The 13,377-nt window shown below is 70.1% G+C and carries 15 protein-coding genes; 10 read left to right on the plus strand and 5 right to left on the minus strand.

Going from position 1 to position 13,377, the window contains the following annotated elements; translation table 11 throughout:
• Both EYA84_RS14455 and EYA84_RS14460 read left to right on the plus strand, forming a co-directional pair.
• A partial coding sequence (locus EYA84_RS14455) for a biotin--[acetyl-CoA-carboxylase] ligase (RefSeq protein WP_131053562.1) occupies positions 1–635 on the plus strand: 635 nt, incomplete at its 5' end.
• A gap of 117 nt (positions 636–752) precedes the next feature.
• The gene (locus EYA84_RS14460; protein ID WP_131053563.1) at positions 753–1,313 is read left to right on the plus strand and encodes a PH domain-containing protein; all 561 of its coding nucleotides are present in this window, start codon (positions 753–755) and stop codon (positions 1,311–1,313) included.
• A gap of 80 nt (positions 1,314–1,393) precedes the next feature.
• Here EYA84_RS14460 and EYA84_RS14465 read toward each other — a convergent pair whose 3' ends face one another.
• Both EYA84_RS14465 and EYA84_RS14470 read right to left on the minus strand, forming a co-directional pair.
• On the minus strand, positions 1,394–2,113 hold the full coding sequence (locus EYA84_RS14465) for a GtrA family protein (protein ID WP_131053564.1): 720 nt from the start codon (positions 2,111–2,113) through the stop codon (positions 1,394–1,396).
• A gap of 101 nt (positions 2,114–2,214) precedes the next feature.
• Positions 2,215–2,742: a GtrA family protein gene (locus tag EYA84_RS14470; RefSeq protein ID WP_131053576.1), complete on the minus strand. Its 528-nt coding sequence runs from the start codon at positions 2,740–2,742 to the stop codon at positions 2,215–2,217.
• A 426-nt stretch (positions 2,743–3,168) separates the two neighbouring features.
• Here EYA84_RS14470 and EYA84_RS14475 point away from each other — a divergent pair, with 426 nt between their 5' ends.
• The 3 genes from EYA84_RS14475 (at position 3,169) to EYA84_RS14485 (ending at position 7,005) form a co-directional block, all read left to right on the plus strand.
• Positions 3,169–5,019, plus strand: a complete 1,851-nt coding sequence (locus EYA84_RS14475; RefSeq protein WP_131053565.1) for a phosphoenolpyruvate carboxykinase (GTP) — start codon at positions 3,169–3,171, stop codon at positions 5,017–5,019.
• A gap of 31 nt (positions 5,020–5,050) precedes the next feature.
• On the plus strand, positions 5,051–5,911 hold the full coding sequence (locus tag EYA84_RS14480; protein WP_131053566.1) for a hypothetical protein: 861 nt from the start codon (positions 5,051–5,053) through the stop codon (positions 5,909–5,911).
• Between the two features lie 323 nt (positions 5,912–6,234).
• Complete coding sequence (locus EYA84_RS14485) at positions 6,235–7,005, plus strand: isoprenyl transferase (protein ID WP_131053567.1); 771 nt, start codon at positions 6,235–6,237, stop codon at positions 7,003–7,005.
• Positions 7,006–7,042: 37 nt separating this feature from the next.
• Here EYA84_RS14485 and otsB read toward each other — a convergent pair whose 3' ends face one another.
• The 3 genes from otsB to EYA84_RS14500 all read right to left on the minus strand — a co-directional run bounded on the left by otsB (position 7,043) and on the right by EYA84_RS14500 (position 8,909).
• Positions 7,043–7,867, minus strand: coding sequence for a trehalose-phosphatase (gene otsB / locus EYA84_RS14490; RefSeq protein ID WP_131053568.1), 825 nt, complete (start codon positions 7,865–7,867; stop codon positions 7,043–7,045).
• An 88-nt stretch (positions 7,868–7,955) separates the two neighbouring features.
• Positions 7,956–8,309 carry a hypothetical protein gene (locus EYA84_RS14495; protein ID WP_131053569.1) on the minus strand — a complete coding sequence of 118 codons (354 nt, stop codon included), beginning with the start codon at positions 8,307–8,309 and terminating at the stop codon, positions 7,956–7,958.
• 159 nt (positions 8,310–8,468) lie between these two features.
• On the minus strand, positions 8,469–8,909 hold the full coding sequence (locus EYA84_RS14500; protein ID WP_131053570.1) for a helix-turn-helix transcriptional regulator: 441 nt from the start codon (positions 8,907–8,909) through the stop codon (positions 8,469–8,471).
• A gap of 264 nt (positions 8,910–9,173) precedes the next feature.
• Here EYA84_RS14500 and EYA84_RS14505 point away from each other — a divergent pair, with 264 nt between their 5' ends.
• From EYA84_RS14505 to EYA84_RS14525, 5 genes are all read left to right on the plus strand, one after another.
• On the plus strand, positions 9,174–9,518 hold the full coding sequence (locus tag EYA84_RS14505) for a hypothetical protein (protein ID WP_131053571.1): 345 nt from the start codon (positions 9,174–9,176) through the stop codon (positions 9,516–9,518).
• A gap of 28 nt (positions 9,519–9,546) precedes the next feature.
• Positions 9,547–9,879 carry a hypothetical protein gene (locus EYA84_RS14510; protein ID WP_131053572.1) on the plus strand — a complete coding sequence of 111 codons (333 nt, stop codon included), beginning with the start codon at positions 9,547–9,549 and terminating at the stop codon, positions 9,877–9,879.
• Between the two features lie 281 nt (positions 9,880–10,160).
• On the plus strand, positions 10,161–11,576 hold the full coding sequence (locus tag EYA84_RS14515; protein ID WP_131053573.1) for a PhoH family protein: 1,416 nt from the start codon (positions 10,161–10,163) through the stop codon (positions 11,574–11,576).
• A 292-nt stretch (positions 11,577–11,868) separates the two neighbouring features.
• A complete protein-coding gene (locus EYA84_RS14520; protein ID WP_131053574.1) occupies positions 11,869–12,552 on the plus strand; it encodes a lytic transglycosylase domain-containing protein in 684 nt (227 codons plus the stop codon).
• Positions 12,553–12,667: 115 nt separating this feature from the next.
• On the plus strand, positions 12,668–13,321 hold the full coding sequence (locus EYA84_RS14525) for a rhomboid family intramembrane serine protease (protein WP_131053575.1): 654 nt from the start codon (positions 12,668–12,670) through the stop codon (positions 13,319–13,321).
• Positions 13,322–13,377 lie beyond the last annotated feature (56 nt).

Genomic DNA, 13,377 nt, shown 5'->3' on the forward strand with positions numbered 1-13,377 from the left:
AGATGTGCCTAAGAGCCCGCGTGCTGCTGCGGCCCGGCCAGGCCGTGCCGGACCGTGCCTGGTCGCCGGCACCACCGTCCGGGTACGGCTGGCTGCCGCTGTTGGCCGGTGTCGCGCTGGTCGAGGCGGTGACTCTGTTGGCGGAACTGGACGCCACCCTCAAGTGGCCCAACGACCTGCTGCTCGGGGACGCCAAGTGCGCCGGGATCCTCGCCGAGGCGGTGCCCGGACCGGGTCCGGAGGATCCGCCCGCGATCGTGCTCGGTGTCGGGTTGAACGTCACGCTGCGCGCCGACGAGCTACCGGAACATCCGACCGGACTGCCGGCCACCTCCCTGCAACTGGCCGGTGCGGTGGCCACCGACCGGGACCCCCTGCTGCGGGCCCTGCTCCGGGCGGTCGCCGACTGGTACGCCCGCTGGCGTGCCGCCGGTGGGGACGCGGCCGCCTGCGGCCTGCGGGACGCGTACCTGGCGGTGTGCGGGACCGTGGGCCGCGAGGTGCGGGCCTTCCTGCCCGACGGCACGGAGCTCACCGGCACCGCCACCGGGGTCGACCTCGACGGTCGGCTTCTGGTCACCACCGCCGCCGGGGAACGCTCCCTGGCCGCCGCCGACGTCCTCCACCTGCGCTGACCCCGGCCGGGCCGGATCGTCGGCGGGGTACGCCGCCGAGGTCGGCCGCGTGGCGGATGTGAGGGGGTGGCACTGGGGGGTTACGGTCTGCGCGTCCGTTCCTGCGAGGAGGTTTCCGTGGCGTTCCCCGAGGACGTGCTCACCGAAGACGAGCATGTCGTGCTGCACCTGCATCCGCACTGGAAGACCATGGTCCGTTCGGTCGTGGTGCTGGTGTTCGCCATCGCCGCGGTGGCGGTCGGTGTGCTGTTCCTGCCCGCCGGTGGGGGCGGCTCGATCACGCTCGCCGTGATCGGCGGCCTGGCGTTGCTGGCCGTACTGGTGCTGACCGTCTGGCCGTGGATCGGTTGGCGCACCACGCACTTCCTGTTCACCAACGAGCGGGTGGTGCTCCAGCACGGCGTCTTCTCCCGCGAGCGGCGGGACATCCCGCTCAGCCGGGTCAACGACCACTCCATGAACCAGCAGTTCGTCGGCCGGCTGCTCGGCTACGGCACGCTCACCATCGAGTCGGCCGGTGAACGCGGCCAGTCCGTGCTTCCCGACGTGCCGAAGGTGGACCGGGTGCAGACGAAGCTCTACGAGCTGGTCGAGGCCTTCCACGACAAGCACTCGCTCGGCGACGGCGAACTGCGCGAGATCCTCGCCGAACGGGACACCAAGGGTGGCGGCCTCTGAGGCTGCCCCACCCGGTCCACGACCGGACGGCATGGGAAACGCCCGTCGGCGAGTGCCGGCGGGCGTTTTCGTCGTCCGGGTCAGCGGCGCCGGAACCGGCGCGGCGCGGGAGCCGGCTGGAGTTGGGCGGCCAACTCCTCCTCCAGTTCCTTGTCCAGCCCCGCCAGCTCGGCCTGCGGGGCCGTCGGCGTCGGCCGGGGCTGCACCGCCAGCGGCGGCGGCACTGGTGGCGGAGTGGCCGGTGGCTCCTCCTCCTCCAGCTCCGTCATGGCCTCGGCGAGTTCGGCGACCGGGTCCATCCCGGCCATCGTGTCCCACTCGTCGCGGGGCAGCCCGGCCCAGGTGGTCTGGGTGGGCTCGACCGCCGGTGCGGGCTGGAAGACGAACGTGCGGTACGACCAGAAGCGGAAGAGTGTCGCCAGCAGCACACCGACCGTCTTGGCGACGTTCAGGGCCAGCAGGCCGGTGACGCCCAGCCCGTATTTGGCGGCTGCCAGCACGCCCAGCTCGATCAGCAGACCCACGCCGTTGAAGAGGAAGAACAGGGCGTATTCGCGCTGCATGGCCGACTTGGGCCGATCGCGATACGTCCAGTGTCGATTCATCAGATATGACGTGATCGTCGCCACCACGGTGGCCACGACCGTCGCCTTCAACTGCCCATCGACGAAGACGGTGAGTGCGAGCGCGTTGAACACGGCGTAGTTGATGACCGTGTTGACGCCGCCGACCAGGCCGAACTTGAGAGCCTCGTGGATGAACTTCTGCCAGCGCTCAGGCAGCAGACGGACGAGAGGCATGGGCAACACCTTAGGGCAGTGGGCGGGGTACGGCTGGCTTCGGACGGGACCGGCTGACTGTGACGGGACCAGGTGGCTCTGACGGGACCGGAGGCGGCAGGTCACGCGTCCCGGTCCGGGTCCGCTTCCGCACCGGTCGGGGTTCCCGCTTCGACGAAGACGAACCGTCGGTACGACCAGAAACGGAACAGCGTCCCGAGCCCGGTGCCGACGACGAAGCTGGCGATGTTGTCGGCCAGGCGGGTCTGGAAGATCTCCGGCCAGATGCTGCCCAGCCCGTACCTGCTGATGGCCAGGCACCCCACCGCGATGCCCAGGCCCACCGCGTTGAAGAAGAAGAACAGCGCGTACTCGCGGGCCGGGTTGGAGCGCTTGCGGTGCCGCCAGGTCCAGAACCGGTTGCCCAGGAAGGCGAAGGTCGCCGCGATCACCGTGGCGATGGTCTTGGCGGTGACCTGCTCGACGTTCTGCGGCCCGATCAGGTAGTTGAACAGGGCGAAGTCGATGACGAAGGCGATGCCGCCCACGGTCGCGAACTTGCTCATCTCCCGCACGAGGTGACCGAACCGGTCGACCAGGGAGTGGACCAGACCCGTGCGGGTCTGCGGGGAGCCTGGCTCCCCGGTCATTGTGGCGGCCACGAAGCGAGCGTACCGGTTGCCGGGGTCGCGATCGGGTAGCAACGGCCACCGGGGCCCGCCGGGGCGGTGGTACGGACAGGCACGAACGGAGCGTAACCGGGCGGCTGCGATTCGGTGTTGTTTCGCACTTCCGCTCACGAGGTCGAAAAGTGACCTGTGACTCTTTGGCGTAGCGCCGTTGACCTGAGGTCCGCCGCAGGATTTGCGTGAAACTGCGCGTGAAAGCGGGTAAAGGCTCGTGATGCCGCAGCGTGGCCGCACCTTGTGCAGTTCTTCACAACCAGTACCACTGACTGGGGCTGTACATCGGTTTACGCTGAGCCCAATCCCATGTTTCCACGAAGGCGACGCATCGCGGCGCCGAGACTCGTGCACTCCATAGACCGGTCAGCGTCGACCACAAGGAGATGTGTCATGGTTGCTCCGGCCACCGTCAGGGGAATCGATCAGGCCCCGACGTCCCACCCCAAACTTCTCGCCTGGGTCCGTGAGGTCGCTGAACTGACCACCCCTGAGCAAATCGTCTGGGTGGACGGCTCCGATCAGGAATGGCGTCGCCTCACCGACGAACTCGTCGATGCCGGCACGCTCATCCGGTTGAACCCCGAGAAGAAACCAAACTCGTTCTACGCCCGTACGGACCCGACGGATGTCGCGCGGGTCGAGGAGCGCACCTTCATCTGCTCCGCGGACGAAGCGGATGCCGGGCCCACCAACAACTGGATGGCCCCCGCTGAGATGAAGCGGACCATGACCCCGCTCTACCGCGGTTCGATGCGCGGACGGACGATGTACGTCATCCCGTTCGTCATGGGCCCGGTCGAGGCCGAGAAGCCCATGTTCGGTGTCGAGATCACCGACAGCCCGTACGTGGTCGCGTCCATGCGGATCATGACCCGGATGGGCGCCAGGATCCTGGAGGCGATGGGCGACGACGCGGACTTCGTCCGCGCGCTGCACTCGATCGGCGCGCCGCTCGCGCCGGGTCAGCAGGACGTCGCCTGGCCGTGCAACGAGACCAAGTACATCTCGCACTTCCCGGAGAGCCGGGAGATCTGGTCGTACGGCTCCGGGTACGGCGGCAACTCGCTGCTCGGCAAGAAGTGCTACTCGCTGCGGATCGCCAGCGTGATGGGGCGGGACGAGGGCTGGCTCGCCGAGCACATGCTGATCCTCAAGATCACCTCGCCGGAGGGTCGGGTCTACCACATCGCGGGTGCGTTCCCGTCCGCCTGTGGCAAGACCAACCTGGCCATGCTGGAGCCGACCATCCCGGGCTGGAAGGTCGAGACGATCGGCGACGACATCGCCTGGATGCGCTTCGGTCCGGACGGCCGGCTCTACGCGGTCAACCCCGAGTACGGGTTGTTCGGCGTCGCGCCCGGCACGGACTGGAAGACCAACGCCAACGCGATGCGGACGCTGGAGCAGGGCAACTCCGTCTTCACCAACGTCGCCCTGACCGACGACGGCGACATCTGGTGGGAGGGCCTCGGCGAGCCGCCGGCGCACCTGATCGACTGGAAGGGCAACGACTGGACGCCGGAGAGCGAGAACCTCTCCTCACACGCGAACAGCCGGTTCTGCACGCCGATCACCCAGTGCCCGATCCTCGCCGACGACTACTTCGACCCGAACGGCGTCCCGATCGACGCCATCCTGTTCGGTGGCCGGCGGCGGGACACCGTCCCGCTGGTGACCGAGGCGCGGGACTGGGTGCACGGCGTCTACATGGGGGCCACGCTCTCCTCGGAGACCACCGCCGCCGCCTCCGGTGCGGTCGGCGTGGTGCGGCGTGACCCGATGGCCATGCTGCCGTTCATCGGCTACCACGCCGGTGACTACTTCCGGCACTGGATCGAGATGGGCAAGGGCACCGACGGCGACGAGTCGAAGCTGCCCCGCGTCTACTACGTCAACTGGTTCCGCAAGGACCCGGAGGGCAACTTCCTCTGGCCCGGCTTCGGCGAGAACTCCCGCGTGCTCAAGTGGGTCATCGAGCGGATCGAGGGCCGCGCCGAGGCCGTGGAGACGCCGATCGGCATGGTCCCGACGCCGGACGCGCTCGACGTCGACGGCCTGGACATGACGCCGGAGGACGTCCGGATCGCGTTGAAGGTCGACCCGGCGGAGTGGCGCGACGAGTTGCCGCTGGTCACCGAGTGGTTCGAGAAGTTCGGCGACAAGCTGCCCGGTGTCCTCTGGGCGGAGCTGGACGCTCTGCGCGCCCGACTCGACGCGGAGCAACCGCAGCGCGGGGTGTGATCGACGCCGGATCCGGGCATCATCGGATCTCATGAGGACGGCCGCCGAGACCGAGGTCCGGCGGCCGTCCGCCGTCCGGGCGCTGACCGCACTGCTCGCCGTGACCGCTGCGGCCACCGTCGTGGTCGAGGTGCTCAACTGGTGGTACGCGCCGGAGCAGGGCTTCGGCCTGGCGGTGCGTACCGGTTGGGCGATGCTGCGCTCGTTCGGCTTCCTGCTGCTGATCGGCCACGTGCGCCGGGGCCGGGCGGTGGCCCGCCCGCTCGGCCTGATCCTGGCGATCACCACGGTCTTCGCGGTGGGCCGGCTGATCGTGCCCCGGCAGGGCGTGCCGTCCCTGCCGGGCCTGCTCGGCTTCGCCCTGCTCACCGCGCTCTGCGCGACCGTGGTCTGGCTGCTGTACCGGTCCCCGGCGATCGCCGGGCACCTGGTGCGACACCGGTCCCGGCTGGTGATCGACCGGTCCGGCATCTCCTGGCGGGAGACACCGCCGCGCCGGCCGGAGACGAACGCCTGGCTGCTGACCAGCCGGGTCGCCGCGTTCACCTACAGCCCGCTGATGCTGGTGCCCGCCCTGGTCGCCACCGCCGGGATCGTCGACGGTCGACTGATCGCCGTGCCGGCGGTGCTGTTCTGGCTGGGCGCCGGCATCGCGACCAGCTACCTGGTGCTGTTCTGCACGGCCTTCCTGCTGCGGGGCAAACGCTGGGCGGGCACCCTGCTCGTGGTGGTCAGCGTCGCCGTACTCGCGGTCGACCTGCCGCTGTGCTGGTGGCTGCTCGGCGTCGACGGTCTGGTCCGGGACGGCGCCCCACTGGTCGCCGCCGCCGTCCTCGCCGTCTACGGCGTGCGCCGGGCCGCCCGAGTCCCCACCCCGGCGTCCCCGGCCTGATCCCGCCGCGCGTCCGCACCCGACCACCTCCGCGCCCGGCGTGTCGGCGGGCCGGATGGGGGGTGTTGCTCGGGCCCTTTGCTCTGCTTCAACCGACGCAACAGAATTCATGCGTTTTCGGTGCGTGGGGTGAAGCAGAGCAAAGGGCGCTCCGGGGGTGACCGGCAACCCACGTGACAGCCCGTGGGAGAGGCGCGGCGACGGCGTGGTAGCGGCGTCGGCGCAGGTGGTGGGCGGGGTGCGGGGGCGGTACGGAAGGGCCACGGCGTGGTGTCGGCCACCGGCACCCGGATCCGGGTGGGGGCTCGCTACCCTGCAAGGTGATGACTCTGCGGAAAATTCTCTACTCCGTCTACGAGCGGCGGTTGACCGCCAAGCTCGCGGGCCGTCCCGTGCCCCAGCACGTGGGTGTGATGTGCGACGGCAACCGCAGGTGGGCCCGGGAGATGGGGCTCGTCGACCCCAACGACGGGCACCGGATGGGCGCCGAGCGCATCAAGGAGCTGCTGCGGTGGTGTGACGCCGCCGGCGTCGGGCACGTGACGCTCTGGCTGCTCTCCACCGACAACCTGTCGCGGCCGGCGGAGCAGCTCGACCCGCTGCTCCAGATCATCGAGGACCTGACGACCGAGCTGGCCGAGCAGGGCAACCCGTGGCGGCTGCGGATGGTCGGGGCACTGGACGTGCTCCCCGCGCAGCATGCCGCCGCGCTCAAGGCAGCCGAGGAGCGCACCCGGGAGCGCGGCGGCGGCGCCCAGGTCAACATCGCGGTCGGGTACGGCGGCCGGCGGGAGATCATCGACGCGGTGCGCTCACTGCTGCTGGAGCAGGCGGCCAACGGCGGCACGCTGGAGGACCTGGCCGGCTCGCTGGACGTCGACGACATCTCCGAGCACCTCTACACCCGGGGGCTGCCGGACCCGGATCTGATCATCCGGACCAGCGGCGAGCAGCGCATGTCGGGCTTCATGCTCTGGCAGTCGGCGCACTCGGAGTTCTATTTCTGCGAACTCAACTGGCCGGACTTCCGTCGCGTCGACTTCCTCCGCGCCCTGCGCTCGTACGCCACCCGCCAGCGCCGCTACGGCGTCTGACCGTCGCATCGGCCTGAGGCGACACCGCCGTACCGCCTCAGGTGAGGTGGTGCGTGGCCTCGGTGAGGAAGTCGCCCAGCGCGGCGGGGGAGTCGATGGTGAGGTCGGCGGCCTCGGCGACCTCGTCACCGGTCTCCGGGTTGGCCACCGCGACGCAGACGCCCAGGAAGTCGGGGTCGGCGGCGGCGCGGGCCCGCAACGCGGCGAAGGCCTTGATGTCGGAGACGTCGTCGCCGAAATACCAGGCACCGCCGACGCCCTGCACCAGCTCGCCGATCACCATGCCCTTGTCCCGGTCGACCGGCGGCTTGACCTCCAGCACCATCCGCCCGACCTGCAACCGCAGGCCGAGGCGCTCGGCCTGCGCGCGACCCCACTCCTCGATGGTGGCGGCCAACTGCGGGGCGGTACGCCAGTGCAGCGCCACGGAGAGCCGCTTGTACTCGACGAGGGCACCCGGCGGCAGCTCGGCACGGGCCAGGTCGGCGAGTTCGGCCATGGTCGGCACCCAGGGCAGCGCGGCCGGCTCGGTGACGGTCTCGCCGCCCGAGTGGCTGTGCTCCAGGCCGTAGAGCCCGTAGAGGTCGACGCCGGTGAGCCCGCCGAAGTGCTCGCGCAGGAACTCCACCGGACGCGCGGAGACGATTGCGATCCGCCGGACGACCGGGGCGAGTGTCTCGATCGCGGCCAGCACCTTCGGCGCGGGTTGCACCTGCGTGGGATCGTCGGCCACTGGCGCGAGTGTGCCGTCGAAGTCGAAGAAGAGGATGGTCTCGGCTGCCCGGTCGGCGGTTGTCTGCCAGGCCTGGTCGGCGTTCAACGGGGTCTTCGGCGGCTGGTTGCCCAGATTCAACGGCGGCACGCGCGTCAGCGTACCCCGGCTTCGGCCGGTCATTCCTGGCGTGGAGCCGGCGCGGTCGTCGGGCGGGGTCAGCGTTCGGCGCGCGGGGTCAGCGTTCGGCGGCTCCCCGGCCCCGACGTACGAAGGGCACCACGGCCGCTTCCTGGCCGTGGCTGAGCAGGTAGCCCTCCACGAAACCGGTGTTCCGGTCGCCGGTGTGGGCCTCGATGTCCCGGAGCCGCTCGACCAGGAACTCGGTGAGCGCGGTGAGCCGGTCGTCGAGCCGGTCGTGCAGCTCGGCGAGGACGGCCAGGACGATCGCGGTGGCCGCGGTGGTGAGCGCGAGAAGGTTCACGAGCAGGGGAAGCTGCCCGCCGTTCAGAGCCAGGGTGACCGCGTTCCCGGTGACGCAGAGCGTCAACGAGACCGTCGCGACCACGACCGCCATCCATTTCAGGGTCATGACAGACCCCCTTCTGTCCCGCAGGGCTGGGTTCGGCCTTGTCCCGTCCCCCCGCCGACGACGAGCCCAAGCAGTACGAATACGGACGCTAGCGCGCCCGTTCCGACCCCGTAGCGAAACGAATGAGGCTGACCTGCCGTTCTTTCGCCATCTGAGGAACTAACTGGCGGCGTCGCCTCGTTTTCGGACACCGGCCGGCAGGGTCGGGCGATATGCGAGATAACGAATGGTTTCTCTAATGTGGAACTTCTCCGCGTCGGAGACCTCCGGGTCGACCAGTCGACGCAGGAGCGCCTCGACGTCGGGGTCCATCGGCGGTGGCGGCGGGGCGGACCGGCGCGACGCCGTACGGTCCCAGCCGAGCGCCGCGAAGGCCGCAGCCGGGTCGAGCCCGAGCCCCTCGCAGAACGCGACCACCCGTTCCGCCTCCGGGTCGCTGGCCCAGTCGCCGCGGACCCAGCGGTTGATGGTCTGGCGTGAGACGCCGGTGCGTCGGGAGACCTCGGTGCCGCTCCACGCCCGGGTGGCCCGGGCCTCATCGATGGCGCGTCGGACGAAGGTGGCGAAGGCGATCTTCCGCGCGTTGGCCGTCTCGGTCACGTGGTGACCGTACGGCGAATGCGCCTCATGAGAAGTCCCGGGCACGCCTTTGTCACGCTTGCGTGACGCTGATCCTGGCCTGGCAATTCGGGATGAAGTGCTGTTCTTGAGGGGTGTCACCTGGGCAGGATAGATGTCCGTGGGGGTCGAGGCAAACAAACGAAAAGCTGATACTGTCACGCCCATGGGACAACCTACGGTGTGTCACGTGAATGAGACGATAGGTGCTCAGCTGCGTCACGCGCTCGGTGCAAGGGGGGAGTGGTGACCGAACTCGCGACCCGTGCCCAGGCATTCGGTCTGATCGCGGAGGGCGTCGCCGCCGGCCTGATCGCGCCGTGGCGGCTCTATCTCGCCCGGGGCTGTCGCTACCTGTCGCTGTCCGTCGGTGACCGGGCCGAGTGGAACGCCTGGCGTACCCACCTCGGCTGCCCGGAACTCAGCGTCCGGGTCTACGACGCCGGCGGGGAGATCCGCCGCTCCTCGGTGGCCGAGGTGGTGGTGGACGGCTGCCGGATCAGCGTCGAGCTGGTCGAGGAGATCGGCACCGACGATCTCGACCGGTTGCTGATCGCCGACCCCACCACGGTCGAACCGGAGGAGAAATGACGATCGGGCGAGGAACCGGGGCCGCCGGATGAGCCCGTTCCTCGCGATCTTCCTCGTCCTGGTGCTGGCCGCCACGAGCTATGCCGCCGGTCGGCTGCACGGGCAGCTCAGCTACCGGATCGGCTACCGCTTCGGCTACCGCCAGGGGTACTTCGACGGTGACCGGGGAGCGTGGAACCGGCGTCGTCGGGACGCGCAGGCGGCCATCGCCACCGCACTCGCGGTGACCGCGCCCGCCAAGCGGGTCTCCGCCGGGGTGGTCCGACCCGGCACCACGTACACCGGATCGTCGTTCACGGAGCCGGCCGCCTCGGTCGTGGGGCGGCACCCGACCAGCACCCTGGTCCGGCGGACCGGCTGAGTCCGGTGACGGTGGGTCCACCGGCCGGGATGCGCGCAGGGGGCATGCATCCCGGCCGGTCCGCCGCCTGATCCGCCGGTGGCACCAGCAGTTAACGAAAGGCCACTAGCCGGGACGGGTGCGGGCGGCTAGCGTCTAGGCATGGCGCGGGATTGTCCCGAGCCAGCCGGCCCGCCCGGCCTGCGACCTCGCACACGGGGCCCGCATCCGACCCCGTGTCAGCCGGGCACCGGAGGAGGCGGACCGCGGGTGGCCGGGTGCCCATCCGCCGGAGCAGGCCTGTGACGACTCGCCGTACTACCCCCGGTGCCGACCAGAGCCCGGCCTCGACTGCCACGACTCGCCGCACCACCCGTAGCCGCCGGACCGCCGCGGCCGGGTCGGCGGACACCAGGGAGCCCCGACCAGCGGGCCAATCCTTCGTCCTGGACACCTCCGTGCTACTCAGCGACCCGGCGGCGTTCCACCGCTTCGCCGAGCACGAGGTGGTGCTGCCGCTGGTGGTGATCTCCGAGCTGGAGGGCAAACGACACCATCCCGAGCTGGGCTGGTTCGCCCGACAGTCGCTGCGCACGCTGGACGAGTTGCGGGTACGCCACGGCCGGCTGGACCGGCCGATACCCGCCAACGACGTCGGCGGCACGCTGCGGGTGGAGCTGAACCACACCGACGACGGGGTGCTGCCGCCCGGTTTCCGCAACGAGTCCAACGACGCCCGGATCCTCTCCGTCGCGTTGAACCTCGCCGCCGAGGGGCGGGAGGTGACACTGGTCAGCAAGGACATGCCGTTGCGGGTCAAGGCCGCCTCGGTCGGGCTGCGGGCCGACGAGTACCGGCACGGCCAGGCGAGCGACCCGACCTGGACCGGGATGGCGGAGCTGGAGTTGGGCGAGGAGGACATCTCCCGGCTCTACGGCGGCGAGACCATCGACGTGGACGCCGCCGCCGGCCTGCCCTGCCACACCGGTCTGGTGCTGCACTCCGCCCGGGGCTCGGCGCTCGCCCGGGTGTTGCCGGACAAGACCGTACGGCTGGTGCGCGGCGACCGGGAGGCGTTCGGGGTGCACGGGCGCTCGGCGGAGCAGCGGATCGCCTTGGACCTGTTGCTCGACGAGTCGATCGGCATCGTCTCGCTCGGCGGCCGGGCCGGCACCGGCAAGTCCGCGCTGGCGCTCTGCGCCGGGTTGGAGGCGGTGATGGAGCGTCGCCGGCACAAGAAGGTGATCGTCTTCCGCCCCCTGTACGCCGTCGGCGGCCAGGAACTGGGCTACCTGCCGGGGTCGGAGTCGGAGAAGATGTCGCCCTGGGCGCAGGCGGTCTTCGACACGCTCGGCGCGGTGGTGCACGAGAACGTCCTGGAGGAGGTCACCTCCCGGGGGCTGCTCGAGGTGCTGCCGCTGACCCACATCCGGGGTCGGAGCCTGCACGACGCGTTCGTCATCGTGGACGAGGCGCAGTCGTTGGAGCGGGGCGTCCTGTTGACCGTGCTGTCCCGGATCGGCCAGGGCTCCCGGGTGGTGCTGACGCACGACGTCGCGCAGCGGGACAACCTGCGGGTGGGTCGGCACGACGGCGTCACCGCCGTGATCGAGGCACTCAAGGGTCATCACCTGTTCGCGCACGTCACGCTCAGCCGATCGGAGCGATCTCCGATCGCCGCCATGGTGACCGACCTGTTGGAGGATGTCCCCCAATGATGCCCGCTTAGGGCGTTTTAGAGCTGTTATTTGCCGTGACCCATGTCACAATCGAGGCTGGCGGTTTCCCATCAGCCTCACCGTGCGCGATGGTGTCCAGCGGGCGCCCACGCACCTGACGCATCGTTGGTGATCGTTCGTCACTCCACGAGGGGGTCGGCCGATTCGCCGGGAAGCGGACGGGGTGCGTCTTCGGCCACCGGCCTCACCGGTGGCGGGCGCTCGCGGCACGCCTCGGCCCGGTATGGCCGTGGTCACGCCGCGTCCCTGACCCCGACGAAGGGATCACCACGTGAGTCGGCCATGGAGCCGGTTCACCGCCCGCGCCACAGCCGTAGCGCTGCTGAGCATGGGCGTGGCCGGCGGTTTCTACCTCAGCGAGGACCGCCAGTCTCAGCGCCAGGGCCCAGGCGCGCAGGTGGCCGGAAGTGTCACCGAGATCGACGTCGAGTACCGACAGGAGTCGCAGCGGGTCTCCCGTCAGGTTCGCGCCGCTCGGGAACAGGCCACCGAGACCAGGAAGCGGGCCCGTGCCGCCGCCGAGAAGGCCCGCAAGGCCGAAGAGGCAGCGCGCAAGAAGAAGGCCGAGCAGGAGCGGAGGGCCCGAGAAGAGGCCGCGGCGCGTGCCGCCTCCCGGCCGTACGACGGCCCGATCCCCGCCTCCTGCGCGGAGTACGGCGGCAACCGCAAGATCGGTTGCGCCATGATGATCGACGCAGGATTCAATATCGACCAGTTCCCCTGCCTCGACAAGCTGTGGAACAAGGAGAGCGGCTGGAACCACAAGGCCCGCAACCCCTCCTCCGGCGCCTACGGCATCCCACAGGCGTACCCGGGCAACAAGATGGCCTCGGTCGGCGCCGACTGGCAGACCAACCCGGCCACCCAGATCACCTGGGGGCTCGGTTACATCAAGGGCCGGTACAGCAATCCCTGCGGCGCGTGGGCGAAGTCGCAGAGTTCGGGCTACTACTGAGTCCCACCTGAGCACCTTGACGACGGCGGTACGCGGCACTCGCGTACCGCCGTCTTCGTCCCCGGTGGTGGGCGAAAAGTGGCGGCTGCCCGCGATTGCTGATAGCTCTTGACGGGTGACCCTGCAGCCCGGAAGCGGCGACCCCCACCGGTTCGGCACCGATGCGTTCTACGCCTCCATCGGCCGGGCCTTCGTCGCCATGTGCGCGGTGGTGCCGGTCCTCTTCCTGATCGAGGGTCTCGACCAGTGGCTCGGCGCCGGCTTCGACGCCGCCGCCGGCATCATCCCGCAGCGCATCGACGGGCTGGACGGCGTCTTCTTCTCACCGTTCCTGCACCACGGCTTCGACCACCTCTACAGCAACAGCATCCCGCTGATCCTGCTCGGCACCTTCGTGCTGGCCGCGGGCGCCCGCCGGTTCCTCTGGTCGACCCTGGTGATCGTGCTGGTCAGCGGGCTGGGTGTGTGGTTCACCGGCTCGCCCAACACGATCGTGGTGGGCGCCAGCGGTGTCATCTTCGGCTACCTCGGCATCCTGCTGACCCGGGGCATCTTCGAGCGGAGCTGGTGGAACTTCGCCGTCTTCCTGTTGGTCGGCCTCCTCTACGGCGGCCAGTTGGTCGGCGTCCTGCCCACCGACGAGCGGATCTCCTGGCAGGGACACCTGTTCGGGCTGCTCGGCGGCATCGTGGCCGCGATCATCTTCCGGCGTCGCCGGACCGACCTCGACGGGCCGTACCGCTCCGAGTCCCCGATGACGATGCCCTGACCCCGTCGCCGTCACGCCGCCGGGCCCGAGCGGCCGCGCCGATCCGGCCACCGAGC

Origin of the sequence: Verrucosispora sp. SN26_14.1, from assembly GCF_004307965.1 — a bacterium.
Classification (GTDB): Bacteria; Actinomycetota; Actinomycetes; order Mycobacteriales; family Micromonosporaceae; genus Micromonospora.

Bases quoted from the DNA above. Each gene is read 5' to 3' on its own strand.
- EYA84_RS14465 (WP_131053564.1), bottom strand. From the start codon at position 2,113: ATGCCTCTCGTCCGTCTGCTGCCTGAGCGCTGGCAGAAGTTCATCCAC.
- EYA84_RS14470 (WP_131053576.1), bottom strand. From the start codon at position 2,742: ATGACCGGGGAGCCAGGCTCCCCGCAGACCCGCACGGGTCTGGTCCAC.
- EYA84_RS14475 (WP_131053565.1), top strand. From the start codon at position 3,169: ATGGTTGCTCCGGCCACCGTCAGGGGAATCGATCAGGCCCCGACGTCC.
- EYA84_RS14480 (WP_131053566.1), top strand. From the start codon at position 5,051: ATGAGGACGGCCGCCGAGACCGAGGTCCGGCGGCCGTCCGCCGTCCGG.
- EYA84_RS14485 (WP_131053567.1), top strand. From the start codon at position 6,235: ATGACTCTGCGGAAAATTCTCTACTCCGTCTACGAGCGGCGGTTGACC.
- EYA84_RS14495 (WP_131053569.1), bottom strand. From the start codon at position 8,309: ATGACCCTGAAATGGATGGCGGTCGTGGTCGCGACGGTCTCGTTGACG.
- EYA84_RS14510 (WP_131053572.1), top strand. From the start codon at position 9,547: ATGAGCCCGTTCCTCGCGATCTTCCTCGTCCTGGTGCTGGCCGCCACG.